This window comes from Paraburkholderia sp. RCC_158 (genome assembly GCF_041355255.1).
Classification (GTDB): Bacteria; Pseudomonadota; Gammaproteobacteria; order Burkholderiales; family Burkholderiaceae; genus Paraburkholderia; species Paraburkholderia graminis.
Genome location: NZ_JBFUPM010000015.1, coordinates 100668 through 125850 on the forward strand (window position 1 = coordinate 100668; position 25183 = coordinate 125850).

General features: G+C 63.6%; 22 protein-coding genes and 2 tRNA genes. 5 read left to right on the forward strand and 19 right to left on the reverse strand.

Annotated features, from left to right (window positions below; all coding sequences use genetic code 11):
• Window positions 1–83 precede the first annotated feature (83 nt).
• The 14 genes from AB6809_RS25390 to def form a co-directional block, all read right to left on the reverse strand.
• On the reverse strand, window positions 84–794 hold the full coding sequence (locus tag AB6809_RS25390) for a tetratricopeptide repeat protein (RefSeq protein ID WP_307248538.1): 711 nt from the start codon (window positions 792–794) through the stop codon (window positions 84–86).
• Window positions 791–1573, reverse strand: coding sequence for an HpcH/HpaI aldolase/citrate lyase family protein (locus AB6809_RS25395; RefSeq protein ID WP_006050539.1), 783 nt, complete (start codon window positions 1571–1573; stop codon window positions 791–793). Before AB6809_RS25395 ends, AB6809_RS25390 begins: the two co-directional genes overlap by 4 nt.
• A 227-nt stretch (window positions 1574–1800) precedes the next feature.
• Window positions 1801–2244, reverse strand: a complete 444-nt coding sequence (queD, locus tag AB6809_RS25400) for a 6-carboxytetrahydropterin synthase QueD (RefSeq protein ID WP_107709344.1) — start codon at window positions 2242–2244, stop codon at window positions 1801–1803.
• 9 nt (window positions 2245–2253) lie between these two features.
• Window positions 2254–2886 carry a 7-carboxy-7-deazaguanine synthase gene (gene queE / locus AB6809_RS25405; protein WP_006050541.1) on the reverse strand — a complete coding sequence of 211 codons (633 nt, stop codon included), beginning with the start codon at window positions 2884–2886 and terminating at the stop codon, window positions 2254–2256.
• 98 nt (window positions 2887–2984) lie between these two features.
• Window positions 2985–3716, reverse strand: coding sequence for a 7-cyano-7-deazaguanine synthase QueC (queC, locus tag AB6809_RS25410; RefSeq protein WP_006050542.1), 732 nt, complete (start codon window positions 3714–3716; stop codon window positions 2985–2987).
• Window positions 3717–4097: 381 nt separating this feature from the next.
• Window positions 4098–4173 (reverse strand) — tRNA-Phe (locus tag AB6809_RS25415).
• A gap of 108 nt (window positions 4174–4281) precedes the next feature.
• Window positions 4282–4971 (reverse strand): response regulator transcription factor EsaR, encoded by a 690-nt coding sequence (esaR, locus tag AB6809_RS25420; protein ID WP_006050543.1) that lies wholly within the window; start codon window positions 4969–4971, stop codon window positions 4282–4284.
• Window positions 4972–7386, reverse strand: a complete 2415-nt coding sequence (locus AB6809_RS25425) for a PAS domain-containing sensor histidine kinase (protein ID WP_029969436.1) — start codon at window positions 7384–7386, stop codon at window positions 4972–4974. It lies immediately after the preceding gene.
• The gene (locus AB6809_RS25430; RefSeq protein ID WP_006050545.1) at window positions 7376–7975 is read right to left on the reverse strand and encodes a DUF4390 domain-containing protein; all 600 of its coding nucleotides are present in this window, start codon (window positions 7973–7975) and stop codon (window positions 7376–7378) included. The genes AB6809_RS25425 and AB6809_RS25430 overlap by 11 nt, the downstream gene beginning before the upstream one ends.
• On the reverse strand, window positions 7972–9411 hold the full coding sequence (gene rsmB / locus AB6809_RS25435; protein ID WP_307248524.1) for a 16S rRNA (cytosine(967)-C(5))-methyltransferase RsmB: 1440 nt from the start codon (window positions 9409–9411) through the stop codon (window positions 7972–7974). Before rsmB ends, AB6809_RS25430 begins: the two co-directional genes overlap by 4 nt.
• Window positions 9412–9590: 179 nt before the next feature.
• Entirely contained in the window at window positions 9591–10448 is an 858-nt protein-coding gene (htpX, locus tag AB6809_RS25440) for a zinc metalloprotease HtpX (RefSeq protein ID WP_006050547.1), read from the reverse strand.
• Window positions 10449–10562: 114 nt separating this feature from the next.
• The gene (locus tag AB6809_RS25445) at window positions 10563–11204 is read right to left on the reverse strand and encodes a LysE family translocator (protein WP_307248519.1); all 642 of its coding nucleotides are present in this window, start codon (window positions 11202–11204) and stop codon (window positions 10563–10565) included.
• Between the two features lie 114 nt (window positions 11205–11318).
• Window positions 11319–12305 (reverse strand): methionyl-tRNA formyltransferase, encoded by a 987-nt coding sequence (fmt, locus tag AB6809_RS25450; protein ID WP_307248516.1) that lies wholly within the window; start codon window positions 12303–12305, stop codon window positions 11319–11321.
• 37 nt (window positions 12306–12342) lie between these two features.
• Window positions 12343–12846 (reverse strand): peptide deformylase, encoded by a 504-nt coding sequence (gene def / locus AB6809_RS25455; RefSeq protein WP_006050550.1) that lies wholly within the window; start codon window positions 12844–12846, stop codon window positions 12343–12345.
• Window positions 12847–13090: 244 nt separating this feature from the next.
• Between def and dprA the strand changes: the two genes are divergently transcribed.
• The 3 genes from dprA (at window position 13091) to AB6809_RS25470 (ending at window position 17825) form a co-directional block, all read left to right on the forward strand.
• On the forward strand, window positions 13091–14389 hold the full coding sequence (gene dprA / locus AB6809_RS25460) for a DNA-processing protein DprA (RefSeq protein ID WP_307248511.1): 1299 nt from the start codon (window positions 13091–13093) through the stop codon (window positions 14387–14389).
• An 87-nt stretch (window positions 14390–14476) separates the two neighbouring features.
• Window positions 14477–14854, forward strand: a complete 378-nt coding sequence (locus AB6809_RS25465) for a thioredoxin family protein (protein WP_006050552.1) — start codon at window positions 14477–14479, stop codon at window positions 14852–14854.
• Between the two features lie 298 nt (window positions 14855–15152).
• A complete protein-coding gene (locus AB6809_RS25470) occupies window positions 15153–17825 on the forward strand; it encodes a DNA topoisomerase III (protein ID WP_029969429.1) in 2673 nt (890 codons plus the stop codon).
• A gap of 147 nt (window positions 17826–17972) precedes the next feature.
• On the opposite strand, the gene AB6809_RS25475 is transcribed toward AB6809_RS25470, so the two are convergent.
• Window positions 17973–19073 (reverse strand): LysR family transcriptional regulator, encoded by a 1101-nt coding sequence (locus tag AB6809_RS25475; RefSeq protein WP_006050554.1) that lies wholly within the window; start codon window positions 19071–19073, stop codon window positions 17973–17975.
• A gap of 343 nt (window positions 19074–19416) precedes the next feature.
• Window positions 19417–21285: a phosphoenolpyruvate carboxykinase (GTP) gene (locus AB6809_RS25480; protein ID WP_053857364.1), complete on the reverse strand. Its 1869-nt coding sequence runs from the start codon at window positions 21283–21285 to the stop codon at window positions 19417–19419.
• A gap of 374 nt (window positions 21286–21659) precedes the next feature.
• Between AB6809_RS25480 and AB6809_RS25485 the strand changes: the two genes are divergently transcribed.
• On the forward strand, window positions 21660–22673 hold the full coding sequence (locus AB6809_RS25485; RefSeq protein WP_307248502.1) for a D-2-hydroxyacid dehydrogenase family protein: 1014 nt from the start codon (window positions 21660–21662) through the stop codon (window positions 22671–22673).
• Between the two features lie 30 nt (window positions 22674–22703).
• Here the strand turns inward: AB6809_RS25485 and AB6809_RS25490 are convergent, their stop codons facing one another.
• Both AB6809_RS25490 and AB6809_RS25495 read right to left on the reverse strand, forming a co-directional pair.
• Window positions 22704–23567: a patatin-like phospholipase family protein gene (locus AB6809_RS25490; RefSeq protein WP_107709121.1), complete on the reverse strand. Its 864-nt coding sequence runs from the start codon at window positions 23565–23567 to the stop codon at window positions 22704–22706.
• A gap of 42 nt (window positions 23568–23609) precedes the next feature.
• Window positions 23610–24014, reverse strand: coding sequence for a PaaI family thioesterase (locus tag AB6809_RS25495; RefSeq protein WP_053857362.1), 405 nt, complete (start codon window positions 24012–24014; stop codon window positions 23610–23612).
• A gap of 203 nt (window positions 24015–24217) precedes the next feature.
• Between AB6809_RS25495 and AB6809_RS25500 the strand changes: the two genes are divergently transcribed.
• A tRNA-Lys gene (locus tag AB6809_RS25500) sits at window positions 24218–24293 on the forward strand.
• A gap of 72 nt (window positions 24294–24365) precedes the next feature.
• Here AB6809_RS25500 and AB6809_RS25505 read toward each other — a convergent pair.
• Complete coding sequence (locus AB6809_RS25505) at window positions 24366–24851, reverse strand: hypothetical protein (protein ID WP_307248491.1); 486 nt, start codon at window positions 24849–24851, stop codon at window positions 24366–24368.
• Window positions 24852–25183: the final 332 nt, after the last annotated feature.

Below are 25183 nucleotides of genomic sequence, written 5' to 3' on the forward strand. Positions count from 1 at the left end.
GCGCTGCAAAACAGAAGGGGCGCACCGCAAGGCGCGCCCCTTCTTGTTCACTGCGTCGACCGCATGCACCGCGCTCACTGCGCCTACTGCGGCTTCACTTCCTTATGATCCCGCAACTGCGCACTCAGTTGCTGATACTTCAGACGCGCCGCCGGATCGCCCTGCGCGGCGGCCGCTGCGTAATACGCTCGCGCCACGTTCAGATTCTTGTCCACACCGTCGCCGCCGCGCTCGTAGAACGAGCCGGTCACGTACTGCGCGGTCATGTCGCCGCCCTCGGCCGCCTTCTTGTACCAGACGAACGCCTGCTTGTTGTCGCGGTCCGTGCCGCGTCCATCGAGGAACTGATTGGCGAGCGCCAGTTCCGCCTGCACATGGCCCTGCTGCGCGGCCCTGAGAAACCAGCGGTGCGCCTCGACCGGATCGCGGCCGACAAACTCGCCATCGTCGTACATCTTGCCGTACACATACTGCGCGTGCGACATGTTGGCATCCGCCGCCTTGCGCAGCCATTTCTTGCCTTCGTCGACGTTGACCGCCGTGCCCTCGCCGTTGAGCAGCATCATCGCGTAATTGAACTGCGCGAGGCGGCTGCCGCGCTCGGCCGCCTTGCGGAATTCGGCAAGCGCCGCGGAGAAATTGCCGGCGTTGTAGTCGGCAACCGCCGTTTGCGTCTCGGGGTCGTTCGGTTTCGCGAGGCGATCCTGCGCCTGCGCCGCCATGCCCGTCATGCCCGCCGTCAGCGCCGCCGCGATCGCCAGCCGCACGACGACGCCACGCATCATCCACTTCATGCTCTTACCTCCTGCAACGCCTGGCGGGTTGCGCGCAACATCCACATGACGTCGGCGGCCAGAGCGATAAAACGAAAACCGCTGTCGCGATGCTGCCTTGCGCTCGCGGCGTCCATCGAAAAAATGCCGGCTGCGATGCCCGCCTTGTCGGCCGCGCTGACGATGCGCGCCATGGCCGCCTGCACGTCGGCATGCTTCGAATCGCCGAGATGGCCGAGGCTCGCCGCGAGATCGGCGGGGCCGACGAACAGGCAATCGACGCCCGGCGTCGCCGCGATCTTTTCCACTTCGTCGAGTCCGCGCGCCGACTCGATCTGCACGATGGTCGCGATCTGCGCGTTAGCCGTTTGCACGTAGTCGCGCCGCATGCCGTAGGCCGCGGCTCGCACCACTCCGGCGACGCCGCGCAGACCATCGACCGCCTCGGCGCTCGGATATTGCGTCAGCCGCACCGCGTGCGCCGCTTCTTCGGCGGACTCGATGTTCGGAAACATCAGCGTGCGCGCGCCGGCATCCATCACACGCTTGACGAGCCACGCCTCGCTGGCCGGCAGACGCACCACCGGTTCGCTCGGCAAATGCGCGGCGGCGATCGCGCGCAATTGCGAGGTCACGTCGCCGCTGTCGTTGGGCGCGTGTTCCATGTCGATCAGCAGCCAGTCGAAGCCGGCGTGCGCGAGCGCCTCCGCGGCGGCATCGCTGCCGAGCGACAGCCATAGCCCGAACAGCGGATCGGCTTCTTTCAGACGTTGCTTGAGGGGATTCGTGAAGGTGCTCATCGCCCCGCTCCATGACGGTGAAGGCCGCCGCCGATGGGCCAGCGGCAGCCGACGAGCGTACCTGCCGGATGAATGCGGCGAGAAGCCTGGCCCGGACGCGGGCGGCCTCTCTGCCTGCTGCGACGCAATGCTGTGACCGGCATGTCTCGCTCCGTGTGGTTGTGGGAGCGATCATACCGTGACAATAACGCGGCAGCAGGGCCGCGCAGCCGCAGCGTTCGGAAGCGTTAGTCGCGGACCACGTCGGCCCAGCAATTCGGCGTCTCGTACAGGCGCACCTTATGCAGACGCAGATTCACGCCGTAGTGCGCGTCGTAGACGTTGGCGAGCACATCGAACGCAACAGCCGCGAGATTTTCCACGGTCGGAATACGGTCGAGCACGACCGTCTTGTGGCCCGCCATGGTTTCGAGGAAGCCGCGCACTTGCGAGTCGCCTTCGTAGACGAGGAACGCGTGGTCCCACTTGTCGACGAGATGCTCGACGGCCAGCGACTTCACGTCGGCGAAGTCCATCACCATGCCGCGATCGGGCGCGCCTTCGGTGTCGACCAGGTCGCCTTGCAGCGTGATTTCGAGCACATAGCGATGGCCGTGCAGATTACGGCACTGGCTGCGGTGATCGGGGATGCGGTGACCCGCGTCGAATTCGAGTTTTCGTGTAATCGTCAGCACGGCAAATCAGGGAATGTTCAGATACTTGTGGGTCTGCATCGACAGGCGCCATTGCGGATGGCGTTTGCACCAGTCGATCGCGAGCCTGGTGTTGATGTCGCGCGACGGGCCGTCCATCGGCTGGACGAGGAAATAGTCGAAGTCGAGCTTCGCGTAGTCGGACAAGCGCTGGTTGTCCTGCGGAATCACGACTTTCAGTTCATTGCCCTTCGTGACGACGAGCGGCGCGTCGGCCTTCGGGCTCACGCAAATCCAGTCGATCGTCTCGAGAACCGGCAACGAGCCGTTCGTTTCAATGGCGATTTCGAAGCCGGCCGCGTGCAGCGCGTCGACGAGCGGCTGGTCGATCTGCAGCATCGGCTCGCCGCCGGTGCACACGACAAAGCGCTGGCCCTCGCCCTCGGGCCATTGCGACGCGATCATCTGCACGAGGTCGGCGGCGGTGCGGTACTTGCCGCCGTTCTCGCCATCGGTGCCGACAAAATCCGTGTCGCAGAAGCGGCACACGGCGTCCGCGCGGTCTTCCTCGCGACCCGACCACAGATTGCAGCCGGCGAAGCGGCAAAACACGGCCGGGCGTCCGGCATTCGCGCCCTCGCCTTGCAACGTGTAGAAGATTTCCTTGACCGCGTACGTCATGCTGCTTTCCGCCCTGTACCGTGTGCTGGTACTTTCGTACCTTGTAGTGCTTGTGTACCTAACAATGATTGCCAAACCCGCGCCGCTGCGCGGAATTCTCACGCCGGCTCGGTTACCTTCTCGCCGGCGAGATAGGCTTCATAGCCACGCTTGCGCAAGCGGCACGCCGGGCATTCGCCACAGCCGAAACCCCACGCATGCAGTTCCGCGCGCTCGCCGACGTAGCAGGTGTGGGTCTCGACGCGCACCAGTTCCACCAGTTCGTCGCCGCCCAGTTCATGCGCGAGCCGCCACGTGTCGGCCTTGTCGAGCCACATCAGCGGCGTTTCGAGCGCGAAGCGCGAGTCCATGCCGAGATTCAGCGCGACCTGCAACGCCTTCATCGTGTCGTCGCGGCAATCGGGGTAGCCGGAGAAATCCGTCTCGCACATTCCGCCGACCAGCACCTCCAGACCCCGCCGATAAGCGATGGCCGCGGCGATCGTCATGAACATCAGGTTGCGGCCCGGCACGAAGGTGTTCGGCAAACCGCTCGCCGTGGCCTCGATCTCGATTTCGCGCGTCATTGCGGTTTCGCTGATCGCGCCAAGCACCGACAGGTCGATCATGTGATCGTCGCCGAGGCGCTCGCCCCATGCGGGAAACGTGCGCGCCACTGCATTGCGAAAACCCTCGCGGCATTCGAGTTCGACGCGATGCCGCTGACCATAATCGAAGCCGAGCGTCTCGACCGTGTCATATCGTTCAAGCGCCCATGCGAGGCACGTGGCGGAATCCTGGCCGCCGGAAAACAGCACCAGAGCGCTACGTTTAGCGTCTTTGCGGATCACCGTGAAACTCCGTGAATGATGAGTGCCGCGTCGCGCTGCGCGAGGTGCGCCATGCAAGCAACGCGGCGCGACGCGAGCCGGCACTGCTGCCGGCCCAAAGCAGTATAGGCCGCGCCTTTAGCTGAGAAGCTGCCGGGCGCTTATACCGTTGATCGTCGGGCGAGGGGTTCGGTGCGGATCGCGGCGTGGTCGCGCGCGCTTCGACACATTCGGCGGCGGGCGACGCACTCGCATGCAAGTCATTGAACTGGCGCGATTTTATCACGCGATGCCGAAACTCGCCGGGCGCCCCAGCCTACTGCTGACGCAACGTATAACGCAATGAAACCCACCGCAAAAGGAAAAGCCCCAGGAATCTTGCGATTTCCTGGGGCTGAATCCTGGTGGCCTGGGACGGAATCGAACCATCGACACGCGGATTTTCAATCCGCTGCTCTACCAACTGAGCTACCGGGCCAACGAAGAACGAAATGATATCAAAGGGTCATCTACTGGGCAAGCCCCCTTGTCCAAAAAATCTGCGGAAGCAAAGTCGGCCCGCGATCCGCGGTCTCCGCTCGCCCTTTCACTCGCCCTTATTCTTGCCGAGATCGACGCCGAGTTGCTTGAGCTTGCGATACAAATGCGTGCGCTCCAGTCCGGTCTTTTCCGCGACGCGCGTCATGCTGCCGTTCTCGCGCGCGAGGTGATATTCGAAGTACGCGCGCTCGAATGCATCGCGTGCATCGCGCAGCGGAATGTCGAACGAAATGGACGCCGTTTGCGCCGCAAGCACGCCGCTGCCGTGACCGTCGGCGGAGAGCATCGGCAATGCCGCGGCCGAAGCCACCGTCGACGAATTCATCGGCAACGGGGATTTCGCCGCCACGCCGCCAGGCGCGACCGCCGCCGTGCCGCGCGCGAGGCCCTGTTCGACGGCTTTCAGCAGTTTCTGCAACGCGATCGGCTTCTCAAGAAAGTTGAGCGCGCCGATCTTGGTCGCTTCGACTGCCGTGTCGATGGTCGCGTGACCGGACATCATGATCACCGGCATGGTCAGTTGCCCTTGCGCAGCCCATTCCTTGAGCAACGTCACGCCGTCGGTATCGGGCATCCAGATGTCGAGCAGCACCAGGTCCGGCGCCTGACGCAAGCGGAACTCGCGCGCCTGCTGCGCGTTTTCCGCCGCCTCCACGACATGCCCCTCGTCGCTCAGGATCTCCGAGAGCAATTCCCGGATGCCCATTTCATCATCTACCACCAGGATGGTTGCCATTTACGCTGCCTTTGTCTGCACTGTTGCTTTTGTCTTTCCCTGCGACGTACCGCCGTGCGCAGGACGCGGTCCCGCTTCGGGAGCCGCGGCGTCGTCTGCCAGTTGAAGGAAGAGAATCGAAATCTGCGCGCCTTCGATCACATCGCCCGCTTTCATGCGATTGCGAATGTCGATGCGCGCGCCATGTTCGTCGACGATCTTCTTGACCATCGCAAGACCCAGGCCCGTGCCCTTGGCCTTGGTCGTCACGTAAGGTTCGAATGCACGCGTGAGAATGCGAGTGGGGAAACCCGGTCCGTTATCCGACACTGTCAGCCGCACCGCGATGCGCGCCTTGCCCTGCGCATCGGGGTCTCCGTATTCTACTGTCCTCGTCTCGAGCAGCACACGCGGGCGCTCGACGTCGGCCACCGCGTCCTGTGCATTTTGCAGCAGGTTGTGGATCACCTGACGCAATTGCGTGGCGTCGCCGCGGATCGCGGGCAGTTCGGAGAGCTCGACCTGAATCGCGCCTTTGCCTTCTTCGATACCGTACAGCGTCAGCACTTCGCTCACGAGTTCGTTCAATTGCAGATGCGCGAGCACAGCGGGCGGCGTGCGCGCGTAGTCGCGGAAGTTGTCGACCATCTGCTTCATCGCCGCGACCTGGTTCACGATCGTGGTCGCGCCGCGCTTCAACACGTCGGCGTCGGACGGCGTCAGCTTGTCCGCTAGCTTCATCTGCAAACGCTCGGCCGAAAGCTGGATCGGCGTGAGCGGATTCTTGATCTCATGCGCGAGCCGCCGCGCCACTTCGCCCCACGCAATGGAACGCTGCGCGGAGATCACGTCGGAGATGTCGTCGAACACGACCACGTAGCCCGACGTCTGCATGTCCTGCGCGTCGCGATCGGTTGCCGACACGAGCCGCGCGCCGCGCACAAGCAGCGTGAGCGGCTCGGATTCGCCCGCCACCTGAACCGAAAACTGTTGCTGCCAGTGCCCGCCGTCGTCGTGACCGTCGCCGCTTGCCGCTTCGCGATCGGCAAAGGCCTTGCGCACCATGCCGCCGAATTCGCTTAGCACGCCGATCTGTTCGAGCGCCGAGCCGAGCACTTCCTGGAACTGCTGACGGAAGATGCGCTCGGCGCCGCGATTCGCCGTAGTGAGACGGAACTGCCGGTCGAACACGAACACGCCGGCCGTCAGGTTCGCGAGAATGCTCTCCAGATACGCCTTCGAATGCTCGAGCGCGATGCGGTTGTTCTCAACCGCGGCGCGCGCCTCGGACAACTGCCGCGTCATCGCATTGAACGACTGCGTGAGAAAGCCGAGTTCGTCGCGCGACTTGATTTCGCGCTTCGGCGTGTAATCGCCCTCGGTGATTTCCTTCGTGCCTTGAGCGAGCAGGAAGAGCGGCCGTGCGAGCTGATTGCCGAGCGCGAGCGCGAGCATCATCGCGATGAAGGTCGCGAGGAACAGCGCGAGCGTCAGCGTGCCGATGTACATCTTGCGCAGACCCGTACGTCCGAGCGCTTTCTCCTGATACTCGCGGTACGCGCGCTGCACGGCGTCGGCATTGCGTGCAAGCGATTGCGACACCGGCTGCGTGAGTTGCAGGAAGCGCTCGGTGGGCTGCAGCAGCGACGCGTTCGAATCGGGAATGCGCTGCACGACGCGCAGCCGCAGCGCGCCCTTGCTGCCGTGCGCGCGAGGATCGCCGTCGACCTCGCCTTCGATCGCCGCGTAGCCGCGCCCGCGCGCCGCGTCGACCATCAGCGGCGTGGGCAGATCGTTCGGCACGAGCGACGCGTAGTTACTCGATGCCTGCGCGACCACGTGCATGTCGGGCGTCGCGCCGGACATGCTGCGCGTCGGTTCGACGATGGTCGCCTCCTGCACGCCGAACTGATCGCGCAGACGCAGCAACGTGAGCGTCGTGCCGGCGGCGTCCGCGCTCGCGAGCTGCTCCGACATCAGGCGGCCCTTGGTTTGCAGATCGGACAGCGACGCGTCGAGCATGCCGCGCCCGAGATTCAGGCCCGACGTCAGCGCGGTTTCCACATTCACGTCGAACCACGATTCGATGCTGCGCGACACGAACTGATACGAGACCACATAGATGATGCCGCCCGGCACCACGCCGACGAGCGCCATGAAAAACGCCAGCTTCGCAAGCAGCCGCGTGCCGAACTTCCCCTTTCGCAATCGCACGATGATGATGATGACGAGCGTCGCCACCACCAGCAGAAAGATCATCGCGACCACCAGATTCGCGGCATACAGCCACTGGTAATAGCGGTCGAAGAATTCGGTATTCGCGCTTGCCGCGGCGAGCAGCACGAGCAGCAGCACGGCCGTCACGGCGACCGTGGAGACCAGCACGCGCACGACGATGCTGCTGACACTGGTGGCGGAGCGCACTTTATTTAGCACGTTCGGTCACCGTGAAAGTAAAGCGCTTCCATTCGGAAGCGAGGTTCCAGTCGCGGTTATTCACCGCGTCGATCTGAAACGGCTTGGGCATCAACGCGATGTCGAGCTGCATGCGCACCGACGCGTTGTACGTTTCACCAGCATGCACGTCGTTGCGCTCAATCACATGCCACGACGACACATGCTTGATGACCGCGAGCGCGTCTTTCAGCGTGGAAAAGCCAAGCTGCAAACCGCCGGACGACACGCTCGACACGCGATATTCGCGCGTGAGCGGCTGGAACGACAGACGCAGACTCTGCGACACGTTGACCGGCTGTTCGTCGAACCAGTACCAGCGCGGCCGGCTCAGTTCGAAGTCGGTCGTGAAGTAAAGCGGAATGCCCTTATTGACCGCGTCTTCGAGATTGCTGTTCAAATCGAAGTCGAAACGCGCGTCGAGGCTCCAACCGGTGTTGTCCGCTTGCAGCGAAGCGCGCTGCACGGCGATCGAGTCGGCGTGCGCGGCGCCGGGTGCAGCAAGCCAGACGGCCAGCGCGACCCAGAGCACGGCAGCGAGCCGAAGCGGGAAGAAGCGTTTGATGGTCACCGTTTCTGAAAGCGCGCGTAGAAAAATCCGTCGTGGTCTGAGTTCGCGCCGGCGCTGATGTCAGCGAATTCTCCGGCATGGGAACCGGCCGATGTGTCGGCGGGCGCGCGGGCGACTGAAGGTAGAAGTTGCCCCGGCGCGTCCAATCGTACCGCATCCTGATATTTGTTTCCAAACCACTGCGCCTGCAACTCGCCTTCTTCGGGAAAGATCGAGCACGTAACGTAAAGCAATTCGCCGCCAGGTTTCACGAGCGGCCAGAGCGCGCCGAGAATGCGCCGCTGTTCGTCGACGAGAGCGGGAATATCGGACGCGCGGCGCAACCAGCGAATGTCCGGATGACGCCGCACGATGCCCGACGCCGAGCACGGCACGTCGGCGAGAATGCGGTCGAACGGCTGGTCGATGTCGTCGTGCCATTTGGACGGCGCGCCGGCGTCGCCGATTCGCACCTCCGCTTCGAGCTTGAGCCGCTGCAGGTTTTCGCCGATCCGCCGCGCGCGCGACACGTCGCTTTCGAGCGCCACCAATTGCAGGTTCGCGAGTTCCAGCAGATGCCCTGTCTTGCCGCCCGGCGCGGCGCACGCGTCGAGCACGCGCATGCCGTCGCGCACGCCGAGCAGTTGCGCGGCGAGCTGCGCGCCCGCGTCCTGCACGGACACGACGCCCTCGTTAAAGCCAGGAATGCGATCGACTGGCATCGGCGTGGCGAGCATCACCGCGTAGTCGCCGACCTTGCTCGCGCTGATTTGATGGTCCTCGAGCACTTGCAGGTACGCTTCGACCGTCGAATGACGCGCGTTCACGCGCAGCGTCAACGGGCCTTGCGTATTGCCGGCCGCGAGCACGTCTTGCCATGCTTCGGGCCATGCGCGTCTCACGGCGTCGATCCACCATGTCGGGTAATTCCAGCGCGCGACTTCGTCGGCTTGCGCTTCTGTCAGCAGCGCGTCGCGTTCGCGTAGGAAGTTGCGCAGCACGGCGTTGACGAGCCCCTTCGCGAAAGCGAATTCACGGCGAGCCGAGATCGCCCCGACCGCCTGGTCGACCACGGTGAACGGCGTATAGGCGGCGCTCGCTTCGTCGTCGATTAATAACGCGAGCGCGCAGGCCAGTACGTGACCGACATGCGGCGGCGGCGCTTTCTTGACGAGCTTCGCGATCAGCCACTCAGCCGTCCCGAGACGACGCATCGTGCGATACGCGATGTCCTGCACCGCGCCGCGCGCTGCAGCGGCACTGCCCTCGGGCGCGGCCACGAAAACAGTTTGCAGCGCGGCCGGCAAAGCCGCGCCGAGGCGCACGGCGCCGACGGCCTGCGCGGCGCAATCGAGCGCGAAGCCGAGCGATTCCGGCGCGAGATGCAACACGGACAAGCGGGATTCGCGCGGACGCGCCGACGAAGAAGCAGAACGCGAAGAAGGCTTTGGGATCATGGAAGAACAAAGGCAGGCCGCGCGGTAGGCGCGGCACAATGAGCACACATTGTAGCGTGGCGCGGCGTGTGGACCGCGAGCGGGCGTGTGCAGTCCGCGCGGCCGCGTCGATCACCGCGGCCAGCAAATAAAAAGGCGAGCCCGAAGACTCGCCTTTCGTCACGCCGCGCGCTACGCGCTTATTCGAAGCGCCCTGTGCGGGCCATTTCCATCAGGCGCGCAATGCGCTCTTCCGTTGCCGGGTGCGTCGAAAACAGATTCGCGATGCTGCCGCCCGCGAGCGGGTTCATGATCATCATCTGCGCGGTGGCCGGATGCTGTTCGGCTGTGGGGAACGGAATGCCGCTCGCATAACGATGAATCTTGTCCAACGCCGACGCGAGCGCCTGCGGGTCGCCGGAAATCTGCGCGCCGCCGCGGTCGGCCTCGAATTCACGCGCGCGCGAAATCGCCATCTGGATCAGCGCACCGGCGATAGGCGCGAGCAGCGCGACCGCGATGCCGGCGATCGGGTTCGTGGTACGCCCGTTTTCGTCGCGGCCGCCGAAGAACATCGCGAAGTTCGCGATCGCCGAGATCGCGCCGGCCATGGTGGCCGAGATCGTCGAGATCAGAATGTCGCGATGCTTGACGTGCGCGAGTTCGTGCGCCATCACGCCGCGCATTTCGCGCTCGGACAGCACGCGCAGAATGCCGGTGGTCGCGGCAACCGCCGCGTGCTCCGGATTGCGGCCCGTAGCGAACGCGTTCGGCGCATCTTCGTTGATCAGATAGACGCGCGGCATCGGCAAGCCGGCACGCGTGGAGAGCTCACGCACCATGCGATAAAACTGCGGCGCACTGGTTTCGTCGACTTCCTGCGCGTTGTACATGCGCAGCACCATCTTGTCCGAGAACCAGTACGAGAAAAAATTCATACCGAGCGCAATGACGAGCGCGATCGTCATGCCGCGCGACCCGCCTATCATTCCGCCGATCACGATGAAAAGGGCCGTGATCGCGGCCATCAACATCGCGGTTTTGACCCAATTGAACATGTCTGCAACTCCTTGCCCTAACGCGGGGTTCATATCCGTGCCGCATCATCGCGGCGCCTGATTATGCCTGACTGTAAGCGAAATGTTAGATATGGACGCGCGCGAAAAATTCAATCATCTCGATGCAGTGGCGAGCTTGATCCCCAGGCCGACAAAGGCGCTGCCGACACCGCGGTCCAGCCACTTCTTGACCGACGGCTTGCCGGAGAAGCGCTGCGTGACGCTGCCGGCGATCCACGCGACAAAGCTGTTCCACAGCATGCTCATGACCACGAAGACCGCGCCGAGCGTCAGAAAGGCGAGCGCCTTCTGATCGGTGCCGGCGGTAACGAACTGGGGGAAGAACGAAACGAAGAAAAGCACCACCTTCGGGTTCAGCACGTTGGTCCAGAAGCCTTGCAGGAAAAGCTGGCGCAACGACTTCGGGGCACCGGCCCCGCGTGCCTGGCCGCGGGCCTCGTCGGCGGCTGGCTTCGCAAAAATAAGGCGTACGCCGAGATAGATCAGATAAATCGCGCCGACGAACTTGATAACGGTGAACGCAGTGGCCGACGCCGCGAGCAGCGCCGTCAGGCCGAACGCGCACGCGAGCGAGTGCACGCAGCAGCCCGCCGAAATGCCCAGCGCGGACATGAGCCCCGCCCTGCGGCCCTGCGCGACGCTGCGCCCGACGATATAAGCCGTATCCGGCCCGGGCGTGACGTTCAGCAGAAAAACGGCGACGACGAAAAACTCGAAATGGGTGATGCCGAACATGGGAATCCTCGAAAGCTGGGCCTTTGCATGACGGATTCTAACGCGCGGCGGGCGCGCGACGGGGGCCGCTCGCCATCGGCCGAATGGACGATGGGCAAGCGCCGCGAGGCCGTGCTAGTTTGCGTCGGGAATATGGAAACGCTGACCTGCGGCCAGTCCGAAGCCAGCCAGGAATTCGCGCACCGGGAGCCGCTTGCCGCCGGGTTTTTGCAGTTGCGTGAGACGCAACGCGCCTTCGCCGCAGGCCACGACGACGCCTTCCGGCGAAACACCGATGATCGTGCCGGGCGCCGCGTTGTTTGTGCTGTCTTCGGCGGCGGCCGCCCAGATCTTGATCGCGGTTCCGTCCTCGAGCGTCGCCACGCCGCCAGGGAACGGGTCGAACGCGCGCACCTGGCGCGCGAGCACCGCAGCCGGCCGGCGCCAGTCAAGCGCGGCCTCGTGCTTGCCGATCTTTTCGGCGTAGGTCACGCCGTCGGCGGGTTGCGGCGTTGAGGCCAGCTTGCCGCTGCGTTCGAGTTCGACGAGCGCCTCGACGATCAGCTTCGCGCCGGCCTGCGCGAGGCGGTCGTGCAAGGTGGCGGTGGTGTCGTCGGCGGAAATGGGCGTGCGGATTTCGGAAATCATCGCGCCCGTGTCGAGGCCGGCGTCCATCTGCATCAGCGTGATGCCGGTTTCGGCGTCGCCCGCCTCGATCGCGCGATGAATCGGCGCCGCGCCGCGCCAGCGCGGCAACAGCGACGCGTGAATATTGATGCAGCCGTGCGTCGCGATGTCGAGCACTTCCTGCGGCAGGATCAGGCCGTACGCGGCCACCACCATCACGTCGTGCGGCGTGGCGCGCAACTGCTCGATGGCCGCCGCCGCCTCAGCCGGATACTTGCCTGCGCGGCGCAACGAAGGCGGCTGTGCGACCGCGATCCCATGTTCCACGGCGTAGCGCTTGACGGGACTCGCCTGCAATTTCATGCCGCGCCCCGCCGGCCGGTCCGGCTGCGTGAGCACGAGCGGCACCGCAAAACCGGCGCCGTGGATGGCCGCCAGCGCGGCCGAAGCGAATTCCGGCGTGCCGGCAAAGACAACGCGCAACGAATGACTCATGAGCGGGAGGGCAAGCAGGTAGCGGAATGGGCGCGCATTACATTGCGTGAGCGAGCTTCTTCATCTTGCTCTTGATGCGCGTTTGCTTGAGCGGCGACAGATATTCGACGAACACGTGGCCCATCAGGTGATCCATCTCGTGCTGAATGCACACGGCAAGCAGTCCCTCGCAGTCCATCTCGAAGGTTTCGCCCTTTTCGTTGAGCGCCCGCACGCGCACTTTCTCCGCGCGCTCGACGTTGTCGTAAATGCCCGGCACGGACAGACAGCCCTCTTCCGACAGCTTCTTCTCGTTGCTCGACCAGACGATTTCCGGGTTGATGAACGCGAGCAGTTGATCGTGCGCGTCCGAGACGTCGATCACGATCACGCGCTCATGCACGTCGACCTGCGTGGCCGCGAGGCCCACGCCCGGCGCGGCGTACATGGTTTCCGCCATATCCGCGACGAGGCGGCGGATACGGTCGTTGACCTCTTCCACCGGCTTCGCAACCTTGTGCAGCCGTTTGTCCGGGTAATTGAGGATGTTCAGTAAAGCCATGATTTCGAGAGTGATTTTCAGACGCCGCTGACCATGAGAAGGCCCGCGTTGGCCATTCGGCCAGGTTGTCGGCACGTCGCAATGCGCACACGATAGATGGTGTCGAACCGGTTCGATTCAACGCGCCACACGCGCTAGACGACGAGCCCGCGCGGGTGGGCGCGGCGCTGCGGTTATTTCGGATGATGAAAATTTTAGCATGGCGCCCGCCTGCCCGCTGGCGCTGCAAGAGGATCGACCCGCAATGCACACCTTGCCTTCAACGGATCTTGAACTCGCCGCGTGGCTGCGGCTCTCTCTCGCGCCGGGGCTCAAACCCACGGCGCTGCGCCTGCTGCTGGGCGCTTTTGGCCTGCCCGAGGCGATTCTTCGGCAGGAGCATGAGACGCTCGCCGCGATTGCCGGCGACGCCGCGGCGCGCGCGGCGCTGGCGCCGACGGGCTCGGACTTCGACGCCCAACTGGAAGCGGTGATCGCATGGCGCGAGCTGCCCGGTAACCAGGTCGTCACGCTCGACGACCCCGCCTATCCGCCGGCGCTGCTGACCATGCCCGATCCGCCGCCGCTGCTATATATAAAGGGGCGGCTCGAGCTGTTGCACACGCGCGCGGTCGCGCTGGTGGGCAGCCGCAGCGCGACGCCGCAAGGTGAGGAAGACGCCGAACGCTTCGCGCGGACGATTTCGGCGGCGGGCGTGACGGTTGTGTCGGGGCTCGCGAGAGGCATCGACGGCGCGGCGCATCGCGGCGGGCTCGCGGGCATCGGCAGCACGGTTGCGGTGATCGGCACCGGCGCGGATCTCGTCTATCCGGCCGCGCACCACGCGCTCGCGCGGCAAATCGCGCTGCAAGGCGCGATTCTGTCGGAGTGGCCGCTCGGCACGCCGGCGCGCGCGGCCAACTTTCCGCAGCGTAACCGGTTGATCGCCGGACTCGTCAGCGGCGTGCTGGTCGTCGAGGCGGCCATGCGCTCGGGCTCGCTGATCACCGCGCGGCTCGCCAACGAGATGGGCCGCGATATCTTTGCGTTGCCGGGCTCGATCCACGCGCCGTTGTCGCGCGGGTGTCATCGGATGATCAAGCAGGGCGCGAAGCTGGTCGAGACGCCTGAGGAAGTGCTGGAGGAATTGGGGTTTGCGAAGACTGCGGCTGTAGGCGTTGGCGCAGGCGTTCGCGGACAGCGGGCATCGACGCGCACGTTCGACGACGACGCAACGGCGGCGGACTGCACGGCGCCGGCGCGACATTCGGCGCAGCGCGACGAGCCGGCGAAATACGCGCAGTCCCAGGCGAAGCCGCAGGCAAACGCCGAGCCGCAACCCATAGCCGCCGAAGCACGCGCCCCGAACGTACGCGATGTACCCGACCCCGACGCGCAAAAACTTCTGGCGGCGCTGGGCCACGCGCCGACCAGCCTTGAAATTCTCGCCACGCGCACCGAGATGGAATACGCGGTCCTGCAGACGACGCTGCTGCAACTGGAACTCGCCGGCCACGTCAGCGCGCTGCCCGGCGGGCGCTACACGCGGGCAAGCCACGGCTAACGCACATTGACGCCGCTTGACCACTCTCCGGGATCGGCCATGCTACATTCGCGCCAAAGCATTCGACAAAGCACTAGAGGAACCACCATGCCCGCGCTGAATCTCGACACCGACCACGACCGGATCGCCGAGCGCGTCAATGAGCCCGACACGCTGTTCGTGGCCTGCCTGTGCGCGGAATGGTGCGGAACCTGCCGCGAGTATCGCGAGGCGTTCGACAAGCTGGCCGAGCGGCATCCGCAAATCTGCTTCGCATGGATCGACATCGAAACGCATGCGGATCGATTCGACGATCTCGACGTCGAGAATTTTCCGACCATCCTGATCGAAGACTCGGTAACGACACGTTTTTTCGGCACCGTTTTGCCGCAAGCAGGGATTGTCGAGCGGATGCTCTCGGACTTGACCGCGCTGCCGGGCGTCGTCGGCGCGCCCAAATTGCGGCCCGCGCTGGCGGCTGCCTGAGCGCCGAGATTCACGGCTTCGTCGACAGCGCCGAGCGGATCGCGACGGCCTCGGCGGCACGGCGGTTGCGAGCGGCGCACAGCGCGTTTGCCGCAGCTTGTCCGAGCGCCGGACGCGCAATTATGATGGCGCGCTTTTAGGGCCGCTTTTATGCCCGCTTTTATGGCAGTTGACACGCCGCTTTCGCGCCGTGTGCTATAAAGCGGTCGTTAATGGGTAGCAAGGTCGCAAACGAGGGTCGCGCCAACTGGGCGCGCTCAAGGCCACCAACCCGGATATACCAACCTCACATCGAGTCATGTCTAAAGCACTGATCATCGCCGAAAAGCCTTCCGTCGCGAACGACATCGCGCGCGCTTTGGGCGGTTTTACCAAGCATGACGAGTACTACGAGAGCGACGAGTACGTTCTCTCATCGGCAGTGGGCCATCTGCTGGAAATCGCCGCGCCCGAAGAATACGAAGTCAAACGCGGCAAGTGGAGTTTCGCCAACCTGCCCGTCATTCCGCCGCATTTCGATCTGAATCCGATCGCGAAGAGCGAGTCGCGCCTGAAGGTGCTGACCAAGCTGCTCAAGCGCAAAGACATCGACCGGCTCATCAACGCATGCGACGCGGGGCGCGAGGGCGAGCTGATTTTCCGCCTGATCGCGCAGCACGCGAAAGCCAAGCAGCCGGTGCAGCGCCTGTGGCTGCAATCGATGACGCCCGCCGCGATCCGCGACGGCTTCGCGCGTCTGCGCAGCGACGAAGAGATGCAACCGCTTGCGGACGCGGCTCGTTGCCGCTCCGAAGCGGACTGGCTCGTCGGCATCAACGGCACACGCGCGATGACCGCGTTCAACAGCAAGGGCGGCGGCTTCTTCCTGACCACGGTCGGACGCGTGCAGACGCCCACGCTGTCCATCGTCGTCGAGCGCGAGGAAAAGATTCGCCGCTTCGTGCCGCGCGACTATTGGGAAGTGAAGGCCGAGTTTGTCTGCGCGGCCGGCTTCTACGAGGGCCGCTGGTTCGATCCGAAGTTCAAGCGCGACGAGTTCGACCCGGAAAAGCGCGACTCGCGTCTGTGGGCGCTGCCCGCGGCGGAGACGATCGTCGCCGCTTGCCGCGGTCAGATCGGTGTCGTCAGGGAAGAGTCGAAGCCGTCCACGCAACTGTCGCCGGCACTGTTCGACTTGACGAGCTTGCAGCGCGAGGCCAACGGCCGCTTCGGCTTCTCGGCGAAGAACACGCTGGGTCTCGCTCAGGCGCTGTACGAAAAGCACAAGGTGCTGACCTATCCGCGGACTGACGCGCGCGCGCTGCCCGAAGACTATATGGACACGGTCAAGCAGACGCTCGGCATGCTCAAGGAGAGCAACAACTACTTGCCGTTTGCCAAGCAGGTGCTCGACAAGGGCTGGGTGAAGCCGAACAAGCGCATCTTCGATAACTCGAAGATCAGCGACCACTTCGCAATCATCCCGACGCTGCAGGCGCCGAAGAACCTGTCCGAGCCGGAACAGAAGCTTTACGACCTCGTGGTGAAGCGTTTTCTGTCGGTGTTTTTCCCGGCTGCCGAATACCGCGTGACCACGCGCATCACCGAAGTCGTCGGTCATCACTTCAAGACCGAGGGCAAGGTTCTGGTGGAGCCGGGCTGGTTGCAAATCTACGGCCGCGAAATCAGCGGTGAAGATGCCAACCTCGTGCCGGTGCAGAAAGACGAGAAGGTCAAGACCGACAAGATCGCCGCGCAGCAGCTCGTCACCAAACCGCCGGCACGCTACAACGAAGCCACGCTGCTGTCAGCAATGGAAGGCGCGGGCAAGCTCGTCGAAGACGATGAACTGCGCGAGGCGATGGCCGCGAAGGGGCTCGGTACGCCGGCCACGCGCGCCGCCATCATCGAAGGGCTGTTGGGTGAAAAGTATCTGGTCCGCGAAGGCCGCGATCTGATTCCGACCGCCAAGGCATTCCAGTTGATGACGCTCTTGCGCGGGCTCGGCGTGAAGGAATTGACCGCGCCCGAACTGACGGGCGAATGGGAATACAAGCTGTCGCAAATGGAACGCGGCAACCTGCCGCGCGACGCGTTCATGCAGGAAATTGCCCGCATGACGCAGACCATCGTCAAGCGCGCGAAGGAATACGATTCCGACACGATCCCGGGCGATTACGCGACGTTGCAGACGCCGTGTCCGAACTGCGGCGGCCAGGTGAAGGAAAACTACCGCCGCTTCGCGTGTTCGAAATGCGAGTTCTCCATCTCGAAGATTCCGGGCGGCCGCCAGTTCGAGATCGAGGAAGTCGAAGAACTGCTGAAGAACAAAACGATCGGGCCGCTGTCGGGTTTTCGCAGCAAGATGGGCCGTCCGTTCTCGGCGATCCTCAAGCTTTCGCTCGACGACGAGATCAAGAACTACAAGCTCGAGTTCGACTTCGGCCAGGACGCGGGCGGCGAAGACGGCGAACCGCCCGACTTCTCCGACCAGGAACCGGTCGGCGCGTGCCCGAAGTGCAAGGGCCGCGTGTTCGAGCACGGCATGAGCTACGTCTGCGAGAACTCGGTTGCGAACCCGAAGACTTGCGACTTCCGCTCGGGCAAAGTGATCTTGCAGCAGGAGATCGCGCGTGAGCAAATGGCCAAGCTGCTCGAAGAAGGACGCACGGATCTGCTGACGAACTTCAAGTCGTCGCGCACGGGCCGTAACTTCAAGGCGTTCCTCGTCAAGCAGAACGACGGCAAGATCGGCTTCGAGTTCGAGAAGAAGGAGCCGTCGGCCAAGACCGCAGCGAAGACGGCGGCGGCGAAATCGGCTGCGAAGGCAGGCGGTTCGGAGTTCGAGTCCGATGACGGCGATGCGGCGGTCGCGGTGAAGGCAGCGCCGGCGGCGAAAAAGGCTGCGGCGAAGAAAGCGCCTGCGGCTAAGACTGCGGCTGCGAAGAAGGCGCCGGCCAGGAAGACTGTCGCTCGTAAGACCGGTTCGTGATTCTTCGGTAGGCGCGATGGACGCCTGCGGTGCATATCGAAGCCGATGACAAAAAGCGCGATCACCTGCAAGGTGACCGCGCTTTTTTATGCGTTCAGCCAGCCGCGCTGGACGCGCCGACATCCTACATCGGCGCCTGAACCGCCTCTACAGCGGCGTCAACGCCGCCGGCCGCGTACGACTTCCGGGCTTCGCCAACGTCTTCGGCACCGGCGATAACTCGCTGTCCAGCAGACGCGACAGCGGCTCCGCGCCGTCGAATGCTTCCGGCGGCATCGACGCATCCGCCGGTTCAAACGACGCCGACGCCGGGCGTCCAACGCCGTCCTTGATCCATTGCTCGCCGAGCAGGCTATTCGGCGTCTGGCTGAAATGCTCGACCAGATGATCGATGAACGTGCGCACCTTTGCCGGCAAATGACGACGGCTCGGATAGGCGATGTTGATCTCGACTTGCGGCAAACGGTAATCGCCCAGGAGGCGCACCAGCCGGCCGCGCGTCATGTCGCGCCCGATCAGATAGCTCGGCAGAATCGCGATGCCCATGCCGAGCAGCGCGAACTGACGCAGCATCTCCGTGTTGTTCGCCACGATCACATTCGACGGACGCACGCGCACTTCGCCTTCGGGACCGGTAAACACCCGCTCGTCGCCCCAATACTCGGAGGGCAGGCTCAAACACGGATGCTCGAGCAGATGCTCGGGACGCGTGGGCGTGCCGTGCTTCTCCAGATACGCCGGGGTTGCGCAAACCGTCATGCAGCCCGTAGTCAGACGCCGCGTGACGATGCTCGCGCTGCGCATCTGCCGCGCGATTACCACGCCCACGTCGAAACCTTCTTCAACCAGATCGACCTGACGATCGACGAGCGTGACGTCGGGAATGACCTTCGGATAGCGTTCCGCGTACGTTTGCAGCACGGGCGCCAGATTGTGCAAGCCGAACACGACCGGCGCGACGATGCGCAATGTGCCGACCGGTTCGTGATTTCGCGCGACCACCATCTGCTCGACGTCTTCGAGCTCGTCGAGAATCTGGCGTGCGCGTTCCAGATAAACCTGACCCGATTCGGTCAAGGACAGACTGCGGGTCGTACGGTTGAGCAGCCGCGTGCCAAGACGCCCTTCGAGGTCGGCAACGTGACGGGTGGCAACTGCGTTGGAAATATCCATCGCGCTCGCAGCGCGGGCAAAACTGCCGAGATCCGCCACTTTGACGAAAACTCGCATCGACTGCAAATGATCCATATCACAACTCCTGCCGTGTTACGGCTCCCTGACAATTGGTGATAACCAGTGGAAGCGAATTAGGGATTCTCCTACGACTCGCGCAATCGTGCAGAAGTTGCCCGCAAAAGCGGAAATTTCGTCAATTTTCGTGCGACTGTATGCCCGAATGTGGGGCATCGGGGGCGATTGTTCCGTCGTTAGAAACAATGTGCTGCGGCGCAGCTTGCCCACGCGTGCCTTTCGAACAGATGGAAAGGCCAATGTGCCGAGCACTGAACGCGGCCCCGCCCGGCTTGGCGGCGCTCAAAATGAAAAAAGCCGCCCGAAGGCGGCTTCTGCGAGTTAGCGAACACTCACGTCGTCAAGCTGCGAGCTTGCTCTCCAATTGGCTCTTGGCTTTCGCCAGCGCGGGCGGAAGGCCGTGCTGCAGCGTGTCAAAGAGCTCCGTATGCAGCGCGAGTTCGGCGCGCCAGGCCGCGTCGTCGACGGAAATCACCTGCTCGAACTGCTCGCGGCTGAAATCCAGACCGCTCCAGTCGATGTCCTCGTAATGCGGCGACACGCCGAACGCGTGCTCCTCGCCCTGCGCCGTGCCCTCGATGCGGCCGACCATCCAGCCGAGCACGCGCATGTTTTCGCCGAAGCCCGGCCACACGAACTTGCCGTCCGCGCCCTTGCGGAACCAGTTGACGCAGAAGATTTTCGGCAGCTTCGCGTTCAGTTGCTGCAGCCGCTCGCCTGTCTTCAGCCAATGGCCGAAGTAGTCGCTCATGTTGTAGCCGCAGAACGGCAGCATCGCGAACGGGTCGCGCCGTACGACGCCTTGCTGGCCCGCTGCGGCGGCGGTCGTCTCCGAACCCATGGTCGCCGCCATGTAGACGCCCTCGACCCAGTTGCGGGCCTCGGTGACGAGCGGCACGGTCGTCGAGCGGCGGCCGCCGAAGATAAACGCGTCGATCGGCACGCCCGCCGGATTCTCCCAATCGGCGTCGATGGACGGACATTGCGACGCCGGCGCCGTGAAGCGTGCATTCGGATGCGCCGCCTTGCGGCCCGTTTCCTTCGCGCTCGCGGGCGTCCAGTCCTTGCCCTGCCAGTCGATCAGGTGCGCGGGCGGTTCGTCGGTCATGCCTTCCCACCAGACGTCGCCGTCGTCGGTCAGCGCGACGTTCGTGAAGATCACGTTTTCCTTCAGCGTGGCCATTGCGTTGAAGTTGGTTTTTTCGCTCGTGCCGGGCGCGACGCCGAAGTAGCCGGCCTCCGGGTTGATCGCGTACAGGCGGCCGTCCTTGCCTGGTTTGATCCACGCGATGTCGTCGCCGATGGTCGAGATCTTCCAGCCGTTCAGCCCTTCGGGCGGAATCAGCATCGCGAAGTTGGTCTTGCCGCACGCCGACGGAAACGCGGCCGCCACATGGTGCTTGCGTCCTTCGGGCGAAGTCACGCCGAGAATCAGCATGTGCTCGGCAAGCCAGCCTTCGTCGCGGCCCATCGTCGATGCAATGCGCAGCGCAAAGCACTTCTTGCCGAGCAATGCGTTGCCGCCATAGCCCGAGCCGTAACTCCAAATTTCACGCGTCTCCGGGAAATGAACGATGTACTTGGTCGGATTGCACGGCCACGGCACGTCTTTGGCGCCCGCTTCGAGCGGCGCGCCGACCGAATGCACGCACGGCACGAACTCGCCGTCTTCGCCGAGCACGTCGTACACCTTGCGGCCCATGCGCGTCATGATGCGCATGTTGGTGACCACGTACGGGCTGTCGCTCAGTTCGACGCCGATATGCGCGATCGGCGAGCCGAGCGGGCCCATCGAGAACGGCACCACGTACATGGTGCGGCCGCGCATCGAGCCTTCGAACAGGCCGTCGAGTGTCGTGCGCATTTCGTCCGGCGCGACCCAGTTGTTGGTCGGACCGGCGTCCTCACGACGTTGCGCGCAAATGAAAGTGCGGTCCTCGACGCGCGCGACGTCGGAAGGATCGGACCATGCGAGATACGAGTTCGGACGTTTCGCCGGATTGAGCTTCCTGAGTGTGCCGGCTTCGACCATCTGCGCGCACAGGCGGTCGTACTCTTCCTGCGAACCGTCGCACCACACGATGTTGTCCGGACGGGTCATAGCGGCAACGCGCTGGACCCAGTCGATCAGTTTCCGATGTTTCACCCACGCTGGCGCTTCTACTGCCGCCTTCACTGCGGGCTGTGCCTCGAATGATGGAAGATTCATCGACTTGTCTCCGTTTGTAGGGATTGGAAAACGGTACAGGCCCGGCGACGCTGCATGCGAGAGGCATTTTGTTCGTTGCGCCAGTTTCTACAAACCGACGCGCAACTGCACAGGTCATCACGGGCTTCAACGCAGCTTGTTGGGCCAGGGCGCATGGGACGGGCGTCTGCAACCGTCTGTAAAGCGGCTTGCCTGTACACTCAACAAACTGTTAAAAACGATGTCAATCGGCCTTGCTGTAGCGCTATCGTTCTACGCGGTAGTTGCTACGGTAAGGCATTCAGCTAAACCGGCATGTGACTTGGGTCACATGATGGGACAGTCAGCATAACACTCCGTTCCGCACCGCCATGGTGCGCCGCAAGACACATACCATGAAGATTGCCATCCTCGACGACTATCAGGACGCCGTTCGCAAGCTCGACTGCTTTCAATTGCTCGCCGATCACGAAGTCAAAGTTTTCAACAACACCGTCCGCGGACTCGGGCAACTCGCGAGCCGTCTTTCGGAAGTCGACGCGCTGGTCCTGATTCGGGAACGTACCCGCATCAGCTCGCAACTTCTCGACAAACTGCCGCGTTTGCGCATGATCAGCCAGACGGGAAAAGTGTCCAGCCACATCGATCTCCCGGCCTGTACCGAGCGCGGCATCGCCGTTCTCGAAGGCAGCGGCTCACCGATCGCGCCCGCCGAGCTGACGTGGGCTCTCATCATGGCGGCGCAGCGGCGCATTCCGCAATACGTAGCGAACCTGAAGCAGGGCGCCTGGCAGCAGTCGGGGCTCAAGACTTCGGCGCTGCCGCCAAACTTCGGTTTGGGTCAGGTGTTGCGCGGTCAGACGCTGGGCATCTGGGGCTATGGCAAGATCGGGCGGCTTGTCGCCGGTTACGGCAAGGCCTTCGGCATGAACGTGCTGATCTGGGGCCGCGAGCATTCACGCGAAGCCGCTCGCGAGGACGGTTATGGCGTGGCCGAGAGCCGCGAAGCCTTGTTCGACCAGAGCGATGTGCTGTCGCTGCATTTGCGGCTGCACGACGACACGCGCGGCATCGTCAAGCAGGAAGATCTGATGCGCATGAAGCCGACCGCACTGCTCGTGAACACGAGCCGCGCCGAGCTGCTCGACGACAACGCGCTCCTCGGCGCGCTGTCGCACAATCGCCCGGGGATGGTCGCCATCGACGTGTATGAAAGCGAGCCGATCCTGCAGGGCTACAGCCTGCTGCGCATGGAGAACGTGATTTGCACGCCGCATATCGGCTATGTCGAGCGCGAGAGCTACGAGCTGTATTTCAGCGCGGCGTTCAAAAACATTCTGGCTTTCGATGCCGGCGACACGGCCAGCGTGGCGAATCCCGAAGCGTTGCAGGGTGGACGTCGGCGCTAAGCGATAGCCGCGGGCGTCAGGCGTCCTGCGTCAGGCGGCAAACTCCAGCAGGTCGGGCATGCGTTCGAGGAAGGTCTCGCCGTCCGCGCGGCCGAGGTTGTACGCATGCACCATCTGCGAGGGGCTCGTGTAGTCCCAGCTCGAGATCGGCACTTTGCGCGACGGCTGCACATACAGGCGCTGCTGCACGCCGTGCGGCACCACGAACATCTGCGGCCGCGGATAAAGGCGCGTCACCATGACGAGCACGTTGCCGGGCGCATCGGCGTCAAGCGCGCCGACCGGCACGTTGTCGACCATGCCGCCGTCGAGCACCGGGCGGCCGTTGCGCCGCAAGACCGGCGTGAAAGGCGGCGTGCTCGACGATTGCAGAATCAGATCGGCGAGATCTTCGACGGTCGCGCAGTCCTGCGCACGCACGAATTCCGGATGAAAACCGAGCGTCTGACCAAGCGTCGGGTGCAAGGTCTTGCGCACATATTTTTCGATGTTGTACGCGATGAGTCCGGCGGCGACTGCGCTGCGCGCGCCAAGCCAGCGCGGCAAATGTGAAACGCCGATGCGAATCTCGGGCGCATCGGCAAGCGACGAAAACTTCTCACCGTAGATGTCGAGCAATGCCTGACGATAGATGCGGTAATGCGGAAACACCGACTGACCGCGCAGCAGGTTGCCCCAATAGGCGTTGCGCGAATTGTGGCGCAGCGCGTCTTCGTAATAGCGCATGACCCACTCGGAATCGCGCGTGTAGAGCATGCAAGCGGTGGCCGCGCCCGCCGAAATGCCCGTGATGACGCGTGGACGGATGCGCAGTTCCGGTTGCACGACGTCCCAGAAACCCGCCTGCCACCAGCAGCGATTGCCGCCGCCGGCGAATACGACCTGATCGAACATCTTATTTCCTGGTGCCTTGTCTTATGATGCGCGCCGCTTTGCTTATTCGAGCAGCGCGTACGTCGTGGTCGCGTGGACGGCCATGTTGCCGGTCTCGTCGAACAGCTCCACTTCGCCGAAAACGAGGTTGCGGCCGAGGCGCAGCACGCGCGCGGTGACGAGCACGTCGCCCTTGCGCACGGCGCGCATGAAGCTGATGTTGAGCGACACGGTGGTCATCGGCTTGAAGCCGCCTAGCGCCGCGGAAATCGCCACGATCATCGCTGTATCGGCGGCGGCCATGAACACCTGGCCGCAAATCACGCCGCCTGAATGACGCAGCGCGCCGGCGAAAGGCAGGCGCAGCGTGGCGCCTTCCGCATCGGCTTTGACGGGCGTGAGCGCCAGTTCGCGGACCCACGGCGCGAGGATGCGGTCGAGCAGATCGATAGTCTCTTTGTCGTCCATGGCGATTCCCGTCGAAGGCCGCGCGGAGCGTGAGCGGCAAGTGTCCGCGAGTCCGCGACATGATACCGGGATGCCCGGCGCAGCGCCTTTTCGGAGGCAGCGCTTTCGTTGAGGGATGACTCGAACGGGGGACGGTTTTTTTAAGAAATCTGCTAAGGGGGCTTGGCAAGCCCAAAAACATCCTGCATAATTTCGCTTCTGTTGGGGCGTTAGCTCAGTTGGTAGAGCAGCGGACTCTTAATCCGTAGGTCGAGTGTTCGAGTCACTCACGCCCCACCAAAGAATTTCGAAGGGTTACAAGCGATTGCTTGTAACCCTTTTTGCATTGGTTCTGCGCCGATAGCAAACCCGTCAGTCGTAGCTGACCACGACCGTCACCGGTTTGTTCGCCGAAGGCACATTACCGCTTTTCGCGCCGAGCGACAGTACGCCACCCGCGCCGCCCACGTGATACTGACCGTCCGCTCCTGGCCGGGCCGTACGGCCTGTGCCGTCGATGAAAGACGTCGCGACGGTATCCAGCGCGGCTGCGCCGGTGCGTGACGCCGCGCCGTCGTTGATCCGCAACGTCACATCAGCGCTTGGCGCGCCGCCGGGTGGCGCCGCGAACGTCACGGTGACCGCGGACCCGTCGTGTCCAGTCCAAAGCGTATCCGACCGCGGCGCAGGTGTTTGTCGCACGGTCGTGATATTGAACTGCGGACCGACGAGCGCGCCGGAGAAATGTATCGTGCCCCCATTCGCCGCGGATGCCGCTCCCGGAACCGCCAGGAACGCCACCGTACCCCATGCAGCCACGCGGGCCAACCGCCCAATTCGCCGACTCTTCGCTTTCATCACGACCTCCGTGCGGGCAATCCTCTGTGCCGCCTTGCGGCGGATCCAGTGCATCAAGCCTTGTTTACGGCATGTCACGAATCTGTCTTGAATATGACGAAATATAGTAGGCAAATCGTAAGACGGTGGATCTTTTCACCATCCGCCGACAGCGCCCAAGGTTGAGCGCGTCATGCGCCGTCATTCCCACATCCCGCCAGAACCCCCGCACATTCCCCGCCGCCGTGTTACCGATGCGTAACGAATTATTGCGAACTATTATCATTCATGTAACGATACTGATTCTCATTTGAGAACAAGACGATGGGTCCAGCCCTTTGACGCAGACAGTC

What these genes read in the sequence shown, in the direction of transcription:
- queE (WP_006050541.1), bottom strand. Translation starts at nt 2,886, where the DNA reads ATGACGTACGCGGTCAAGGAAATCTTCTACACGTTGCAAGGCGAGGGC.
- AB6809_RS25445 (WP_307248519.1), bottom strand. Translation starts at nt 11,204, where the DNA reads ATGTTCGGCATCACCCATTTCGAGTTTTTCGTCGTCGCCGTTTTTCTG.
- AB6809_RS25470 (WP_029969429.1), top strand. Translation starts at nt 15,153, where the DNA reads ATGTCTAAAGCACTGATCATCGCCGAAAAGCCTTCCGTCGCGAACGAC.
- def (WP_006050550.1), bottom strand. Translation starts at nt 12,846, where the DNA reads ATGGCTTTACTGAACATCCTCAATTACCCGGACAAACGGCTGCACAAG.
- rsmB (WP_307248524.1), bottom strand. Translation starts at nt 9,411, where the DNA reads ATGATCCCAAAGCCTTCTTCGCGTTCTGCTTCTTCGTCGGCGCGTCCG.
- esaR (WP_006050543.1), bottom strand. Translation starts at nt 4,971, where the DNA reads ATGGCAACCATCCTGGTGGTAGATGATGAAATGGGCATCCGGGAATTG.
- AB6809_RS25495 (WP_053857362.1), bottom strand. Translation starts at nt 24,014, where the DNA reads ATGGACGACAAAGAGACTATCGATCTGCTCGACCGCATCCTCGCGCCG.
- fmt (WP_307248516.1), bottom strand. Translation starts at nt 12,305, where the DNA reads ATGAGTCATTCGTTGCGCGTTGTCTTTGCCGGCACGCCGGAATTCGCT.
- AB6809_RS25390 (WP_307248538.1), bottom strand. Translation starts at nt 794, where the DNA reads ATGAAGTGGATGATGCGTGGCGTCGTCGTGCGGCTGGCGATCGCGGCG.
- AB6809_RS25475 (WP_006050554.1), bottom strand. Translation starts at nt 19,073, where the DNA reads ATGGATCATTTGCAGTCGATGCGAGTTTTCGTCAAAGTGGCGGATCTC.
- htpX (WP_006050547.1), bottom strand. Translation starts at nt 10,448, where the DNA reads ATGTTCAATTGGGTCAAAACCGCGATGTTGATGGCCGCGATCACGGCC.
- AB6809_RS25395 (WP_006050539.1), bottom strand. Translation starts at nt 1,573, where the DNA reads ATGAGCACCTTCACGAATCCCCTCAAGCAACGTCTGAAAGAAGCCGAT.
- AB6809_RS25465 (WP_006050552.1), top strand. Translation starts at nt 14,477, where the DNA reads ATGCCCGCGCTGAATCTCGACACCGACCACGACCGGATCGCCGAGCGC.
- AB6809_RS25505 (WP_307248491.1), bottom strand. Translation starts at nt 24,851, where the DNA reads ATGAAAGCGAAGAGTCGGCGAATTGGGCGGTTGGCCCGCGTGGCTGCA.
- AB6809_RS25480 (WP_053857364.1), bottom strand. Translation starts at nt 21,285, where the DNA reads ATGAATCTTCCATCATTCGAGGCACAGCCCGCAGTGAAGGCGGCAGTA.
- AB6809_RS25490 (WP_107709121.1), bottom strand. Translation starts at nt 23,567, where the DNA reads ATGTTCGATCAGGTCGTATTCGCCGGCGGCGGCAATCGCTGCTGGTGG.
- AB6809_RS25485 (WP_307248502.1), top strand. Translation starts at nt 21,660, where the DNA reads ATGAAGATTGCCATCCTCGACGACTATCAGGACGCCGTTCGCAAGCTC.
- dprA (WP_307248511.1), top strand. Translation starts at nt 13,091, where the DNA reads ATGCACACCTTGCCTTCAACGGATCTTGAACTCGCCGCGTGGCTGCGG.